This window comes from Stenotrophomonas maltophilia group sp. Smal32 (assembly GCF_030237085.1).
In the GTDB taxonomy this organism is placed as follows: domain Bacteria; phylum Pseudomonadota; class Gammaproteobacteria; order Xanthomonadales; family Xanthomonadaceae; genus Stenotrophomonas; species Stenotrophomonas maltophilia_Q.
Window position 1 is genome coordinate 1 of sequence record NZ_JASJSI010000098.1, and the last position, 16251, is coordinate 16251.

Below are 16251 nucleotides of genomic sequence, written 5' to 3' on the forward strand. Positions count from 1 at the left end.
CCCGGCGAGTTACCATGGGGCGCATCCCCGGACGGACCCGGATAGCCGCATGTGCACGTTCATCACCTTGTTCCTTCCTGCGTCGATTGCGCAGGTCGATGCCGCCGCGATCATGCAGCGCAGTGGCCGGCGCCTGTTTGCGCAGGATTCGCCCAGCCTGCAGTCAGCGGTCGGGCCCGGTTGGCAGCCGTGGTTGAGTGCCGTGCACTGCGATTGCGGCACGTCGCTGGCCTCGGCGCAGGCGGTTCGTGAGTGGAACGGCGATGCCGAACGCTGGCGCAGGAAGGGCTGGAGCGAAGCGAAAATCGCGCGCGCGTTGGCGGCGCAGTTGGCGCGGCATGAACAGGATCAGCAGGCACGCCGCGATGAAGCCTTGGGGGATGCCGGCCAGTGGTTGCAGCGTATCGAAGCGCTGTTGCAGGCCGGTGCCGCGCGTATCGGCCCGCTGGTGCGTGACTACGACGGTGCGGTGGGTGCCCGGCAGCCGAAGCCGCCGGAACGCCACTGGCCGCGCGCGTCGCTGGAGGCAGCGGATCTGCTGGCCTTCGCGCCGGGGACGCTGCACTGGATCGAGCGCGGGTGAGGACGCCATCCACGCATGGCGTGGATCTACTGTAGAGCCGAGCCCATGCTCGGCTGGATTTCAGTCGTCCTGATCGAGGAACGCGTACCCGCCATCGATCAACTGTTGCAGGTACACATCGAAGCTCGGCGCGATCACCGCATAGCTGTCCGGATCATGCAGGTAGCGAACCACCTGGCCGACGGTGCCGCGCGGCGCCGGATCGAAATCCAGGTACAGCATCGAGGTGCCGCCATTGTTCATGCAGTGCGAGAAGCACAGGCGGCGGTTCATCGGCACGTCGGCGTCGATGCCGTCGCCGAGGATCTCCGGTTCGTCATCCAGCCACTCCTCGTAGATCGAGCGGATGCTGTCGTCCCACTGCTGCTGGTCCTCGAAGATCTGTGCCACCGAGCGCAGGTAGTAGGGATAGCCGCCGTCCTCGACGTCCGAACCCAGCATGAGCACGCAGACCTCGCCGCCGGGGTATTCGCGGAAGTGCGTGCCATCCACGCGCGAGAGCAGTTCCACCAGGCTGTCCGGCACCTGCGGCCACTGCACACGCAGGCGCTGCAGGTCCTCGGCGCTGGCGCCCCGTACGTGGGCCCACTGCGGGGCATCGTCGGCAGGCAGGCGCGGGATCAGGCCAGACAGAAAGCGATCAACAAGGTTCATGCGAAAAAAGGGGACGGAGGGGATCAAGTCGTATCCAACCACACCTGCGTCACGTCGCCAATGCAGAATGCGACGCGGGAGGGGCGAATACGGCTTGATCCCCTCCGTCCCCTTTTTCTTGCGGAGCAGGCGCATGAAACGTTGGCGATGCGGTGTGGCGGTGATCCTGGGCCTGGCGGCGCTGCCGGCGTGGGCGGCGATGAAGGCGCAGCCGGTGGAATGGAAGCACCAGGGAACGACCTTCAGTGGCGTGCTGGTCTATGACGACGGCGAGCATGACAAGCGCCCTGGCCTCGTGATGGTGCCGAACTGGAAGGGCGTGAACGAATCGGCCATCGAGAAGGCCAAGCAGCTGGCCGGTGACGACTACGTGGTGCTGGTGGCCGATGTCTACGGCAAGGGTGTGCGGCCGAAGACCGATGCCGAGGCCGGGCCGGTAGCGACCAAGCTGCGCAACGACCGGCCGTTGCTGCGTGCCCGCGCGCTGGAGGCGGTGAACGTGCTCAAGGCGCAGGCCGGCAAGGTGCCGCTGGATGCCAGCCGGATCGGCGCGGTCGGGTTCTGTTTCGGCGGCACCACGGTGCTGGAGCTCGCCCGGGCCGGCGCTCCGTTGGCCGGTGTGGTCAGCCTGCATGGTGGGCTGGGTTCGCCGCTGCCGGCGCAGGCCGGTGGCACGCACCCGTCGGTGCTGGTGCTCAATGGTGCCGACGACAAGAGCGTGACCGCCGAGGACATCGCCGGTTTCCAGAAGGAAATGGACGCGGCCAAGGTCGATTGGGAGTTCACCAATTACAGCGGTGCGGTGCACTGCTTCGCCGAGCGCGATGCGAACAGCCCGCCGGGCTGCCAGTACAACGAACGGGCGGCCAAGCGCGCCTGGAAGGCGCTGGATGAGTTCTTCGAGGAGCGTTTCCGGTAAACAAAGGCGTGCCAACCAAGGTTGGCACCCACCCACAGCGGCGGGAATGCCGGCCAGCGGCCGGCACTACCGGAGTTGGTCAATGCGAGCGCTGCACCGCGTAGCGTGCCAGGCCGCGCAGGGCGGCCACCGCATCGTTATCACCCAGGCCATCGAGCGCACGCTCGGCGGCGTCGGCGTATTCCTCGGCACGCGCGCGGCTGTACTCCAGGCCGCCGGTGGCGCGGATCGCGGCCAGCACTTCCGGCATCGCCGAGGCGTCGCCGTCCTGCACGATGGTGCGCAGGCGCTCACGGGTGGCATCGTCGGAGTGCGCCATCGCGTGGATCAGTGGCAGCGTCGCCTTGCCTTCGGCCAGATCATCGCCCAGGTTCTTGCCCAGCTCGTCAGCGTTGGCCGAGTAGTCCAGCACGTCATCGGCGATCTGGAACGCGTAGCCCAGGTGCATGCCGTAGTCGAACAGGGCCTGCTGGGTGGCTTCGTCCACACCGCTGGCCAGCGCGCCCAGGCGGGTGCCGGCGGCGAACAGCACCGCGGTCTTGCGCTCGATCACGCGCAGGTAAGCCGCTTCGTCGGTGTCCGGGTTGTGCACGTGCAGCAGCTGCAGCACCTCACCCTCGGCGATGCGGTTGGTGGCATCGGCCAGGATCTGCATCACCGACATGCGCTCCAGCTCGACCATCAGCTGGAAGCTGCGCGAGTACAGGAAGTCGCCGACCAGCACGCTCGGCGCGTTGCCCCATAGCGCGTTGGCGGTGCTGCGGCCACGCCGCAGGCTGGATTCGTCCACCACGTCGTCGTGCAGCAGGGTGGAGGTGTGGATGAATTCGATGATCGCGGCCAGCTGGTGGTGGTCCGCGCCGACATTGCCGACCGCACGGCCGGCCAGCATCACCAGCATCGGGCGCAGGCGCTTGCCGCCGGCGGAAATGATGTGATCGGCGATCTGGTTGATCAGCACGACGTCCGAAGACAGCCGGCGCCGGATCAGGGCATCGACGGCGGCCATGTCGGCCGCAGCAAGCGACTGGATCTGGGGCAGGCCCAGGGCGGGACGGGTGTCTTCGGTGATGGTCATGCGATCAGGCTTTCAGGCTCACCACTGATTATAGGCGCTGGCCGTGAATTCGGGCGCAAACCGGGCTGGCCGGCGTCCGCGGCCCCGCCAAGGCTGCCGCCTGCGTGAATACGTATGCAGGCCGCGCCATGCCCGGGAGGCCGCCGCTAAGCTTGCCGGAACAGGATTTCGGCCCGCTTCCGGCGGGCCCTGCATGCCCGGAGGGGGGCTGTCGATGTCGCACTATCCATGGTGGCGCGGAGCCGTCATCTACCAGATCTACCCGCGCAGCTACCTCGATGCCAACGGCGATGGCGTGGGCGACCTGCCGGGCATCATCGAGCGGCTGGACCACATTGCCGCGCTGGGCGTGGACGCGATCTGGATCTCGCCGTTCTTCAAGTCCCCCATGGCCGACTTCGGCTACGACATCGCCGACTACCGCGACGTCGACCCGCTGTTCGGCAGTCTGGACGACTTCGATCGCCTGCTGGCCAAGGCGCACGGCCTGGGCCTGAAGGTGATGATCGACCAGGTGCTGAGCCACACTTCGATCGAGCACGCCTGGTTCCGCGAGAGCCGTCAGGACCGCAGCAATCCGAAGGCCGACTGGTACGTGTGGGCCGACCCGCGCGAGGACGGCACCCCGCCGAACAACTGGCTGTCGCTGTTCGGTGGCGGCGCCTGGCAGTGGGAGCCGCGCCGTGAGCAGTACTACCTGCACAACTTCCTGGTCGACCAGCCGGACCTGAACTTCCACCACCCGGACGTGCAGCAGGCCACCCTGGACAACGTACGGTTCTGGCTGGACCGCGGCGTGGACGGCTTCCGCCTGGACGCCATCAATTTCTGCTTCCACGACGCGCAGCTGCGCGACAACCCGCCAAAGCCCGCCGACAAGCGCGTGGGCCGCGGCTTCAGCCCGGACAACCCCTACGCGTACCAGTACCACTACTACAACAACACGCAGCCGGAGAACCTGCCCTTCCTGGAGCAGTTGCGCGCGCTGCTGGACGAGTACCCGGGCGCGGTGAGCCTGGGCGAGATCTCCTCGGAGGACTCGCTGGCCACCACCGCCGAGTACACCCGGGGCGGCCGCCTGCACATGGGCTACAGCTTCGAGCTGCTGGTGGACGACTACAGCGCGGCCTACATCCGCGACACGGTCTCCCGCCTGGAAGCGGCGATGACCGAAGGCTGGCCGTGCTGGGCGGTTTCGAATCACGACGTGGAGCGGGCGGTCAGCCGTTGGGGCGGGCACCCGGCCGACCCGCGGCTGGCGCGTATGCTGGTGGCGCTGCTGTGCTCGCTGCGCGGCTCGGTGTGCCTGTACCAGGGCGAGGAGCTGGGCCTGGCCGAGGCCGAGGTGCCGTTCGAGGCCCTGCAGGACCCCTACGGCATCACCTTCTGGCCGAACTTCAAGGGCCGTGATGGCTGCCGCACGCCGATGCCGTGGACCGATGCGCCGCTGGCCGGTTTCACGTCCGGCCAGCCGTGGCTGCCGATTCCGGCCGAGCACCGGGCGGCGGCGGTGGCCGTGCAGGAACGCGACCCGCACTCGGTGCTGACCGCGTTCCGGGCATTCCTGGCCTGGCGGCGCAGTCAGCCGGCACTTCTGCATGGCAGCATCCGTTTCATCGACAGTACCGAGCCAGTGCTGCTGTTCGAGCGTATGCTTGCAGATGAAACCCTTCTGCTGGCCTTCAACCTGTCGGCCGAGGCGGTGCGCCATCCGCTGCCGCCGGGCAACTGGCAGCAGGTGGCGGTGCCGGGCCCGGATGCGGGCACGGTGCAGGGCAATGAACTCCAGCTGCCGCCGCGCGCGGTGTATTGCGCCCGACGCAGCTGACCGTTTTCTCCGGTGGCGGTACTTGCGGGGACGGGGCCGAAGCGCCCCGTCCCTTTTTTGTGGGCGGGGCCCTGTCGACCAACGGCCAGCCTTTGCGCAAAAGAAAACCCGCTGCCTGCGCAGCGGGTTTCCGGTCCTGCTCCCTGTTTTCTGTTGCCGGCCAGCGGCCGGCACTACCGAGTCCGGGGCGCCGGGCAGGGCCCGGCACGACCTCAGAACTTGTAGTTCACGCCCAGCATGTAGGTGCGGCCCCACTCGATGTACTCCAGCGGGCGGTCCTTGCTGCCGGCATAGGTGCGGTACGGCTCGTTGGTCAGGTTGCTGCCCTGCAGCAGCAGGGTCAGCCCGCGCAGGCTGCTGCTGTCGCTGAAGGTGTAGCTGATCTGTGCATCGGTCACGTTCTCGCCCACCACGTAACGCAGCGTGCGGTTGCCGTTGAAGTTGCCGATCTCACCAATGAAGTCCGAGCGGCGGCGCTGGCTCACGCGTGCTTCAAAGCCACTGCGCTCGTAGTAGGCGGTGAAGTTGTACACGCGCTTGGACAGGCCGGGCAGGCTGATCGGGTCACTGCCCACGCTGGAGGCGCTTTCCGGATCCAGGATGGTGATGTCGCTCTTGTTGAAGGTCGCGCTGGCCTGCACGCCGAAGCCACGCAGGCTGTCGGTCAGCATCTCCAGCGGGAACGACCCGGTCAGTTCCAGCCCCTTCAACGTGCCGCCCTTGCCGTTCTGCGGCGTGGAGAAGGTGCCGGTGGTCAGCACCGGTGCGGTCATGCCCGGTGGCGGCAGGTAGTTGCCCAGCAGGCCGCTGAAGTCATAGTTGTCCACCGATTGCGTGTAGACGTAGCTCTTCAGGTCCTTGTAGAAGATCGCCGCAGCCACGTAGGCCTTCTCGCCGAAGTACTTCTCATAGGACAGGTCCAGCGCGGTTGCGCGCCACGGATCCAGCAGCGGATTGCCGCCGCTGCCACCGGGGCGGCCGTTGTTGGTATCCACGCCGAATTCCAGGCCGGCACGCATCTGGTCCACGCGCGGGCGCGCCACCTGCTTGGCGGCGGCAAAGCGCAGCGTCTGCTGGTGCGGGAACATGAACACCAGGTTCAAGCTCGGCAACCAATCCTTGTAGGTCTTGCCGGCAGAGAAGGGCTGGATGTTGCTGCCCGCCGGCTGCGAGCTGTCCCAGTAGCGCGAATCCGAGCTCTGGTCGGTGTGCTGCATCTGCACGCCGATGTTGCCGCGCACGCCGACCACGCCGATGTCGGTGTTGATGTTCAGGCGTGCCCACGCGGTGGTGATCTTCTCCTCGACCGTCCACGACTTGGGAATCAGGTAGTCCAGGTTGTCGACCGGATTGAAGGTCATGTAGCGACCCACCGCTGCCGGCACGTTCCACGACGGGATGTAGCCGATGCCGGCGAAACCGAGGTTGACCGGCCGGTACTGCAGGTCCGGGGCGATGGTGGATTCGCCTTGGGCGCCGAGCAGGATGTTGCCTTCGGCCTGGGCCTTCTGCTTGCGACGGTCGGCATAGTTCACGCCCACGTCCACATCCGAGAACCAGCTGGACATGGCTTCGGGAACCGGCAGCGTCGCCGCCAGCTTTGCGCCCTTCAAACGGTCTTCGACCTCCGGCACCTTGCCGTAGCCGGAACCATAGATCGTGTTGGTCAGGAACAGGCTGTCCGGATTGGAATAGTCACGCCCCGGCGTGATCTGCGAGAAGCTGTTGTTGTTCACCACCAGGCCGATCGTGTCGAACTGCGGGCGCGGCACCAGCTGCAGGTTGTTTTCCAGATTGATCTCGCGGCGGGTCGCCTTCGAGTAGTTCAGGTCGGCGACCAGCTTCACGCCGCCGACGTTGAACTCGTTGTTCCAGCCGAACGCGTCGATCTTGTCCTTGCGCTTGTTGTACATGCCGCGGACCAGCGGGTACGCATTGCTGATCGTGCCACCGGTGAAGCTGCCATCGGCATTGCGGCCGACATTGCTGAACACCGGCAGGATCGCGTTGGGATTGTTGCTGTCCTCGCCATTGCCACTGAGGCTCAGCTCGAACTGGTTGGCGGTGTCGATCTGCTCGGCTTCGGTGTGGAACGCGTCGAAGGTGCTGGTCCAGCTGTTGCTCGGGCGGAACTGGATCGTCGCCATCACGCCGTCGCGCTTGTTGTTGCCGGTACGGCGCAACGCCTTGATGCCGTCGGTGAAGTAGGTGCCTGGCGCGATTCCGCGACGCTGGCCTTTGTCGGTGTGCTCGGTGGTCCAGGGCTCGTAGAGGCCGACCTGGTTCTCCTGGATCGGCATGTCGCTGTGCGCGTAACCGATGGCGATGCCCAGGGTGTTGTCGAAGAACTGGTCGATGTAGCTGGCACTGAAACGATTGCCGTACGGATCGATGTTGGCGGCGCGGCCCAGGGAGCTCTTCTGGTAGCGGCCGCTGACCGCGATCACGCGCTCGCCGAAGCTGAGCGGGCGTGCGGTCTGCATGTCGATGGTGCCCGACAGGCCCTGGCCGACCAGGGCCGCGTCCGGGGTCTTGTAGACGGTCACGCCGTTGACCAGCTCGGACGGGTACTGGTCGAACTCGACACCGCGGTTGTCGCCGGTGCTGACCACTTCACGGCCATTGAGCAGGGTGGTGGCGAAGTCGGGTGACAGGCCGCGCACGCTGATCACCTGCGCACGGCCGGCAACGCGCTGGGCGGCCAGGCCGGGAAGGCGCGAGATGGATTCGGCGATGCTGACGTCGGGCAGCTTGCCGATGTCTTCGGCGGAGATCGCCTCGACCACCGAGGTGGCGTCCTGCTTGACTGCGATCGCGCTCTCGATGCCGCGGCGGATGCCGGTGACCTGCACCGTATCCAGGTTGGTGGCGGCGGTGCCGGCCGGCGTGGTGGTGCTCTGCGTGGACTGTGCCGACGCCAGCGTCGGCGCCAGCACAACGGCCAGCGCGAGACTCAGCGCACTGTGCTTGTGGTTCAACATTTTCCCCTCCCAGGCAATGTTGCAGATCGATCTGTGAGCGTTCCGGCGGTGCCGTGAACGTGCGACGCGGTGGCCGCTGTCGTCGCCGCTATGGTAGGCAGCGCATTCTTCGCGGGAATCACCCTGCATACGTATTCAATGGCGTTTGCAGGGGTGTAATCGCTTTCAAGTGTCTCGTTCTGTAGAACCGAGCCCATGCTCGGCTGCATTTCGGTGCTGCGCACCGCCGCCCGAGCGTGGGCTCGGGCGCTACGGGGGCGCAGGCAGGAAAACGTTCAGCGGATCGGCGTGAAGCGGATGGCCTGCCCACCGCCCGGCGCCAGCACCAGCGTCAGGGCATCGGCGCTGGTCACCTCGCGGGTTTCCCGGGCGAATGCGAACGGGTTGCTGCGGAAGTCGGCGCCGTCACCATCGCGGTAGATCTCTGCGCGATAGCGCACGCCGGGTTCCAGGAAGCCCAGCGACACCGGCAGCACGCGGCCGTGTTCATCGGTGATGCTGCCGAGGAACCAGTCGCGGCTGTTGCGGTCGCGGCGCACGATGGTCACGTAGTCGCCCACTTCGCCATCGAGCACGCGGCTCTGCTCCCAGTCCACCGCCACGTCCTCGATGAAGCGGAACGCCTCGCGGTGCTGCAGGTAGTGCTCGGGCAGGTCGGCGGCCATCTGGATCGGGCTGTACAACACCACGTACAGGGCAAGCTGGCGGGCCAGCGTGCTGGGGATGGCCAGGCCGTGGCGGCCCTTCAGGCTGAGGATGCCGGGGGTGTAATCCATCGGCCCGGCCAGCATCCGGGTGAAGACCAGGTTGACCTCGTGCTCCGGCGGGTTCGGCGGCTGGCCCCAGGCGTTGTACTCCATGCCGCGCGCGCCTTCGCGAGAGATCCAGTTGGGGTAGGTGCGGCGCAGGCCGGTGTCCTTGATCGGCTCATGCGGGTTCACCGACAGGTGCCGGCGCGCGGCCTCCTGCACCACCTTCAGGTGATGGCGGGCCATGAACTGCCCGTCGTGCCACTCGCGCCAGAGCGGGCCGCCGGCTGGGTTGCGGCGGTCGACCTGGCCATCGTCGCAGACGTAGCCGGTCTTGAACTGGTCCACGCCCAGCCGTGCGTACAGGTCCAGCGCGGCGCCCAGCTGATCCTCGTAGTGCTCGATGGCGCAGCCGGTTTCGTGGTGGCCGATCAGGTGCACGCCCTTTTTCAGGCCATACGCCGACAGCGCGTCGATATCGAAATCGGGCGTGGCGCGGGTGAAATCGAATTCGTAGCCGTTGCCCACCCACATGCCGTCCCAGCCGGGATTCCAGCCTTCCACCAGCACGCCACGGAAGCCGTGCGCAGCGGCGAAGTCGATCACCTTCTTCGTCTTGGCGGTGGTGGCCGCATGCTTCGGCCCGGTCGCCCAGCTCTCGTTGTCCAGGTGCATCGACCACCACACGCCCAGGTACTTGGCTGGCTTCACCCAGCTCACGTCGCCCAGCGCGTTGGGCTCGTTGAGGCTGAGGATCAGGTCCGATTCGACCAGCCCACCTGCGCGGTCAGCAATCTGCAGCGTGCGCCACGGTGTGGCGAAGGGCAGGGCGCGGCGCACCTTCCAGCCTTCGGCCGCAGGCGAAAGCTGCGCGCGCAGGCGCTGGCCCTCGGTGCGGCGTAGCCACATGCCGGCGTAGTCCACCAGCGCGGCCTCGTGGATTGCCACGTGCAGGCCATCGCGGCTGCGCAGGGTCATCGGCGTATGTACCAGCGGCACTTCGCGCAGCGGGGTGCGCTGGTACAGGTATTCGTAGTGGATCGGCTCGCCGGCCAGAATCCACCAGGCGGTCGATTCCGGCGCGATGGCGAACTCGGTCAGCTCGTCATCGATGATCGCCTCGCGCAGGTTGGGCTGCTCGGGGAACACATAGCGGAAGCCGAGGCCGTCGTCATAGACGCGGAACACCACATCCAGGCGGCGCTTGTTGCCGGTGTTCTCGGCCAGCTGAACTGTCAGTTCGTTGAAGTGGTTTCGGGTGAGCCGGCGCTCGCCCCAGGGCTGTTCCCAGCGGTCGTCGACGCTGCGTTGCTGCTGGCCGATCACCGCGAAATCACGATCCAGCCGGCCGTCGCGCAGGGCGAAGCCCAGCTTCGAATCCTCCACCACGGTCTGGCCGAAACGCTCGACGCGATAGCGCGCCGTGCCGCCGTCCAGCACCAGGCTGGCCCTGAGCACTTTGCCCGGCGATTCGACGCTGACAACCTGCGGCGCAGCCTGCGACAGCGCCGCCATTCCCAGCAATGCCAGGCCGAACACATGCGCGAGCGCGCTGCGTACAGCAGTGGGTGACATCGGCATTTCCCCTCCCAAGGCGCCGTTGGCAGACCCGGACCATAAGCCAGCGCAGCCGGCGCGCTACCGCGCAGCGCCATGAATACGTATGCAGCTGGGCGCAGTCGACAGCCCCGCGTCTACCATGGGGCCAAGGCCCCTTGAGGGAGGGGCCGCGCCCGCCCGCCGGCAACGACGGTACGGACCTACAACGCGTGCAGAGAGGGAGGGAGGCCGACGGGCGCAAGCCGGTCCGCCGCTTCGATGCTGAAGATCATTTGCCTGACCGCTGCCCTTGGGGCAGCGCTGGGATCGACCGCGCAGGCGGCCGACCTGCAATTCGACGGCCGCCACGCGCGCGCCGAAGCCGCTGCCAACGGCAGCTTCGTGCTGCATGCGCCGAAGGGGGCAGTCCAGATCGCAGCCGCACCGATGCGCAGCCGCACCGGCAGCGTGATGTTCGATGCACTGTTCGCGCTTGCCCAGCAGGAGATGGACCAGGACCGCGTGGACGCGATCCGTGATCCTGCCTTCGACGAAGGCAGGCCGGTGCCGTGCGAGTGTTTCCAGACCGGCGCACGCTGGCCCTATGTCTGGACCCGCGATGTCAGCTTCGCCGCCGACCTGGCGCTGGCGCGGCTGGACCCCCTGCGCACCCGTCAGTCGCTGCAGTTCAAGCTGTCGGCGGCGCGCGACGGGCACACGCCCGGCCTGTTCGTGGCGCAGGACACCGGTTCCGGCGGCAGCTGGCCGATCAGCAGCGACCGCGTGGTGTGGTTCCTGGCCGCGCGCCACCTGCTGGATGATCCGGCGTTTGCCGATCAGGTCTGGCAGGCGCTGCAGGGTACGCTGGCGCAGGACCGGGCGATGGTGTTCGACGCGCAGATGGGCCTGTACCGCGGCGAGACCTCGTTCCTGGACTGGCGTGAGCAGACCTATCCGGACTGGACCCGCGAGGATGTGCGTTTCATCGGTGATTCCTATGCGTTGTCCACCAACGTGCTGCACTACCAGGCGCTGCGCCTGGCCGAGCAGCTGGCCGCCCAACGCGGTGACGCCCGTGCGGCCGAATACAGGGCCTGGGCCGACGCGCTGGCGCAGCAGATCGATGCGCGCTTCTGGCGCGAGGACATCGGCCTGTACATGAGCTACATCGGTGAAGCCGCGCACCCGGTGCCGTATGCCAAGGTGGATCTGCTCGGCCTGTCGCTGGGCATCCTGGCCGACGTGCTGCCGCCCGAGCGTGCGCGCCGTGCGCTGGCGGCGTACCCGATCGGGCCGGCTGGCAGCCCGGTGGTCTGGCCGCAGGAAGCGCAGCAGCCGATCTACCACAACCGTGCGATCTGGCCGTTCGTCAGCGCCTATTCGCTGCGTGCAGCGCGGCAGCTGGACGATGCGCCGCGCATCGCCGCCGAGATCCGCTCGCTGATGCAGGGTGCCGCGCTGGCCGGTTCCAACATGGAGAACTACGAGCTGGTCAGCCAGGCGGTGCATGTCGAGGAAGGCGCGCTGAGCGGCCCGGTGGTCAATTCCGAGCGGCAGCTGTGGTCGGTGGCGGGGTACCTGTCGATGGTGGTCGAAGGTGTATTCGGCGTGCAGGACGATGGCAGCGTGCAGCCCAAACTGCCGGCCAGCCTGGTGCCCGAGCTGTTCGGCAAGCAGCGCCGCATCACCTTGGAGGCCAACGGCAAGCGCTACGTGCTGGAGCGCCCGCAGACCGTAAGCGATGGCCTGCTGGTGTCAGGCAGGACCACCACGCGTGGCAGCATCACGACGGTGCAGCTGGTCGCCGCCCCGGCAGCAACTGGTTTCGCTGCCACGACTGCGGATGCCAACGCCCGTGCGCCGGTCACGCCGGTGGCACCGCAGGCCCTGCGCAAGGGCGCGGGTTGGAACGTTGCGGTGGCAGCCGATCAGGTGCTGTGGAAGGACGGCAAGGCAGTCACTGCCAGCAACGGCGTGGCGCGCATCAGCGACGATGGCCTGCAGCACTGCCTCAGCCTGACCCGCCGCGAAGGCCGGCTGGAATCGCTGCACAGCCCGATGGTCTGTGTCGGGCCGGAGCAGCGGCTGAAAGGGGGACAGCGCTGGCAGTTCACTTCGGCCAAGGCCGGGCACGTACGCCTGCGGTTGCAGTACGCCAACCCGAACGGGCCGATCAATACGGGCGTCACCGCTGCGGTGAAGCAGCTGGCGCTGCAGTGCGCGGGCCAGCCGCTGCAACGGCACACGGTTGCCTTGCCGCACAGCGTGGCCGTTCAGGATTCCACGGCGGCGACGTTCGCAGTACCCAAGGGACCGTGCACGGTCACGCTTGAAGAGGGTTTCAACATGAGCGCGCTGGAACACTTCGCGCATTACACCGGTGGCAAGGGCGGGCGCGACGGTGTGCTCAACCAGGCGCAGGTGCTGGCATTGAAGGTGGTGCAGGTGGCCGTGGAAGAGGGCGCACGATGAATCGTCCCGCCAAACCGCAGCTGTCGTTCTGGCAGATCTGGAACATGTGTTTCGGCTTCCTTGGCATCCAGTTCGGTTTCGCGCTGCAGAATGCCAATGCCAGCCGCATCTTCGAGACGCTGGGCGCGGACATCGAGGCGGTGCCCGGGCTGTGGATCGCCGCACCGCTGACCGGCCTGCTGGTGCAGCCGGTGATCGGCTACCTGTCCGACCGCACGTGGACGCGCTGGGGCCGCCGCCGTCCGTTCTTCATTATCGGTGCGGTGCTGACCACGCTTGCCCTGCTGGTGATGCCGAACTCGCCGACGCTGTGGATCGCCGCCGGCACGCTGTGGGTGCTCGACGCTTCGATCAACGTGTCGATGGAACCGTTCCGAGCCTTCGTGGGCGACCAGCTGGCACCGCGGCAGCGGCCCACCGGCTATGCGATGCAGAGCTTCTTCATCGGCGTGGGCGCGATTGTCGCCAGCTTCCTGCCGTTCATCCTTGCCCACTTCGGCGTGGCCAATACGGCTGCCGCCGGTGAAGTGCCGGACACCGTGCGCTATGCGTTCTACTTCGGCGCGGTGGTGCTGCTGGCGGCGATCACCTGGACGGTGGTCAGTACCCGCGAGTATTCGCCGGCACAGCTGGCTGCATTCGATGATGCCGAGCCACCTTCGCACCATGCCGCGCGCGCTGTCAGCGGACCGGCACCGTGGACGCAGGTGGCGCTGTGGCTGGGGCTGGGCGTGCTGCTGGCCCTGCTGATCGCCTGGCGCCAGGGTGACAGGATGCTGTACGTGCTGGCGGGACTGTGTGCAGGCTACGGCCTGCTGCTGGCCGTGGCCCGCGCGCTGCCTGGCACGCATATGCTGGCCGCCATCGTCGGCGACCTGCGAGCGATGCCGGTGACCATGCGGCGGCTGGCCTGGGTGCAGTTCTTCTCGTGGTTCGCGCTGTTCGCAATGTGGATCTACACCACCGCGGCGGTGGCTGGTGTCCACTTCGGTTCGGCCGACCCGAAGACGGCGGCCTACAACGAGGGCGCCAACTGGGTGGGCGTACTGTTCGGCGCCTACAACGGCTTCGCTGCGCTGGCTGCGGTACTGATTCCACCGATGGTGCGTGCCATCGGCCTGCGCTGGAGCCACCTGGTCAACCTGTGGTTGGGTGGCGCCGGTCTGGTGTCGCTGATGTTCATCCGCGACCCGCACTGGCTGTTGCTGTCGATGGTCGGCGTCGGCTTCGCCTGGGCGTCGATCCTGTCGCTGCCGTATGCGCTGCTGTCCGACAGCGTGCCGGCGTCGAAGATGGGCGTGTACATGGGCATCTTCAATTTCTTCATCGTGATCCCGCAGCTGGTCGCGGCCAGCGCGCTCGGCTTTGCGCTGCGCGCGTGGCTGGGTGGCCAGCCGATGCATGTGCTGGTACTGGGCGGCTGCAGCCTGTTCGTCGCCGGCCTGTGCGTGCTGCGGGTTCCGTCCCGTCCGGAGGTGGTGTGATGCGTGCTGCGTTGGCTGTTGCTGTTTCCCTTGCCCTGTTCGCCGGCCAGGCCGTGGCCACTCCGCGCCCGGACTACGTTGGTACCACCGAGCCGTTCGCCAGCGATGCGGTGTACTTCGTGGTCACCGACCGCTTCGTCAATGGCGATCCCTCCAACGATCACCGCGACCAGGGTGGCAAGCACCGCACCTTCGATATCCCGGTGCCGTGCCCGGACAAGGTGGACGGCAACATCGGCTACCTCGGCGGTGACTTCCGCGGCGTGCTCGACAATGCGCAGTACATCCGCAGCCTGGGTTTCGGTGCGGTATGGATCACGCCGATCGTCGACAACCCGGATGAAGCCTTCACCGGCAGCAAGCCGATCAGCTGCACCAGCACGCTGACCGACCGCGGCAAGACCGGCTACCACGGCTACTGGGGCATCAACTTCTACACACTCGACGAGCACCTGCCGAGCAAGGACCTGGACTTCGCCGGCCTGACCAAGGGCCTGCACGGCGCCGGCCTGAAGGTGGTGCTGGACATCGTCGGCAACCACGGTTCGCCGGCCTGGACCATGCCCACGCGGCAACCGCAGTTCGGCCAGATCTTCGACAAGGATGGAACGCTGATTGCCGACCACCAGAACCTGCCGCCGCAGAAGCTGGACCCGAAGCACAACCCGCTGCACGCGTTCTACAACAACATCGGTCCGGTCGACAGCAAGGACGGTTCGATCTTCGATGGCAACCTGGCCGAGCTGTCCGACTTCAACCAGGACAATCCGGCGGTGATGGACTACCTGGTCGGTGCTTATCTGCAATGGACCGCGCAGGGCGTGGACGCGCTGCGCATCGACACCATCGGCTGGCTGCCGCACCCGTGGTGGCACGCCTTCGTCAAGCGAATCCGCGCCGAGCACCCGGGCATGTTCATGTTCGGCGAAGCGTTCGACTACGATGCCGCGCGCATCGCCGAGCACACCTGGCCGGCCAATGCGAACGTGAGCGTGCTCGATTTCCCGCTGCGTGGCGCGCTGGAGCAGACCTTCGGCACTGCCGGAAAAGGCTTTGAGATGCTGGCCGAGCCGCTGCACCTGAGCGGTGGTCCGTACGCCAACCCGTACGAGCTGATGAGCTTCTACGACAACCACGACATGCCGCGCCTGCAGGCCAGTGACAACGGCTTCATCGACGCGCACAACTGGCTGTTCACCGCGCGTGGCATTCCGGTGCTCTATTACGGCTCGGAGACCGGTTTCATGCGTGGCCGCGCCGAGCACGCCGGCAACCGCGCCTACTTCGGCCAGCCGCGTGTGGATGCGGCGCCGAAGAGCCCCATCTTCGCGCCGCTGCAGCGTATCGCGCGACTGCGTGAAGCCACCCCGGCGCTGCAGCGCGGCCTGCAGGTGAACGAGCGCCTGCAGGGTGATGAGGCGGTGTTCTTCCGTGTGCTGCAGCAGGGCGAGGTGGCGCAGACCGCGCTGGTGCTGCTGAACAAGGGCGACCAGGCCAGGAGCTTCACCGTGGCGCGTTACGTCCAGGCTGGCCGCTGGCGTGATGCGCTGGACGGCGGTTCGTTGCAGGTGGATGCCTCCCTGAAGGCCGAAGTGCCTGCGCATGGCGTGAAGGTGTACGTGCTGGATGCCGCCGTGCAGCAGCCAGCGCTGCAGGTCGAGCTGGACAAGGCGATGACCGACCAGAAGGCTCGGGACCAGCGTCTGGGACGGTGAGGGCGCCGCCGGGCATGGCCCGGCGCTACCGCTCTGGTAGGTGCCAACCTCGGTTGGCACTCCCGCTCTGGTAGATGCCAACCTTGGTTGGCACGCTCTTCGAGCAGTCGAGCAGGCTCGGCTCTACAATAGGAGCCCCTATCTCCCCGCCGTTGCCATGACCGACCTCGCCCCGCAGACCCCGATCGAAACCCTGCTGAAGGCGGCGATGGACGGTGCCGTGCCGATCCGCGCCTTCATGGAGGCCTT

General features: G+C 67.0%; 10 protein-coding genes and 1 pseudogene. 7 read left to right on the forward strand and 4 right to left on the reverse strand.

The genetic code is table 11. The annotated features are described in order from the left end of the window. Positions 1-49: 49 nt before the first annotated feature. A complete protein-coding gene (locus QRO91_RS18115) occupies positions 50-583 on the forward strand; it encodes a hypothetical protein (RefSeq protein ID WP_197651133.1) in 534 nt (177 codons plus the stop codon). Between the two features lie 60 nt (positions 584-643). Here QRO91_RS18115 and QRO91_RS18120 read toward each other — a convergent pair whose 3' ends face one another. Beyond that, complete coding sequence (locus tag QRO91_RS18120) at positions 644-1237, reverse strand: SMI1/KNR4 family protein (protein ID WP_049430040.1); 594 nt, start codon at positions 1235-1237, stop codon at positions 644-646. A 133-nt stretch (positions 1238-1370) separates the two neighbouring features. On the opposite strand from QRO91_RS18120, the gene QRO91_RS18125 reads away from it, so the two are divergent. Then, a complete protein-coding gene (locus tag QRO91_RS18125) occupies positions 1371-2156 on the forward strand; it encodes a dienelactone hydrolase family protein (RefSeq protein WP_049430039.1) in 786 nt (261 codons plus the stop codon). 79 nt (positions 2157-2235) lie between these two features. Here the strand turns inward: QRO91_RS18125 and QRO91_RS18130 are convergent, their stop codons facing one another. After that, positions 2236-3234, reverse strand: coding sequence for a polyprenyl synthetase family protein (locus QRO91_RS18130; protein WP_049430038.1), 999 nt, complete (start codon positions 3232-3234; stop codon positions 2236-2238). A 214-nt stretch (positions 3235-3448) separates the two neighbouring features. On the opposite strand from QRO91_RS18130, the gene QRO91_RS18135 reads away from it, so the two are divergent. Continuing rightward, positions 3449-5062, forward strand: a complete 1614-nt coding sequence (locus QRO91_RS18135) for an alpha-glucosidase (RefSeq protein WP_049430037.1) — start codon at positions 3449-3451, stop codon at positions 5060-5062. Between the two features lie 212 nt (positions 5063-5274). Here QRO91_RS18135 and QRO91_RS18140 read toward each other — a convergent pair whose 3' ends face one another. Further along, entirely contained in the window at positions 5275-8043 is a 2769-nt protein-coding gene (locus QRO91_RS18140; RefSeq protein ID WP_049430056.1) for a TonB-dependent receptor, read from the reverse strand. 275 nt (positions 8044-8318) lie between these two features. Beyond that, on the reverse strand, positions 8319-10373 hold the full coding sequence (locus QRO91_RS18145) for a glycoside hydrolase family 97 protein (protein WP_285310497.1): 2055 nt from the start codon (positions 10371-10373) through the stop codon (positions 8319-8321). Between the two features lie 237 nt (positions 10374-10610). On the opposite strand from QRO91_RS18145, the gene QRO91_RS18150 reads away from it, so the two are divergent. The 4 genes and pseudogenes from QRO91_RS18150 to QRO91_RS22510 form a co-directional block, all read left to right on the forward strand. Continuing rightward, positions 10611-12803 carry a Six-hairpin glycosidase-like protein gene (locus QRO91_RS18150; protein ID WP_049430035.1) on the forward strand — a complete coding sequence of 731 codons (2193 nt, stop codon included), beginning with the start codon at positions 10611-10613 and terminating at the stop codon, positions 12801-12803. Beyond that, positions 12800-14287, forward strand: coding sequence for an MFS transporter (locus QRO91_RS18155; protein ID WP_197650287.1), 1488 nt, complete (start codon positions 12800-12802; stop codon positions 14285-14287). The genes QRO91_RS18150 and QRO91_RS18155 overlap by 4 nt, the downstream gene beginning before the upstream one ends. Further along, a complete protein-coding gene (locus tag QRO91_RS18160; protein WP_049430033.1) occupies positions 14287-16002 on the forward strand; it encodes an alpha-amylase family glycosyl hydrolase in 1716 nt (571 codons plus the stop codon). Before QRO91_RS18155 ends, QRO91_RS18160 begins: the two co-directional genes overlap by 1 nt. Positions 16003-16159: 157 nt before the next feature. After that, positions 16160-16251: pseudogene (locus QRO91_RS22510) on the forward strand (SseB family protein); the annotation flags it as partial.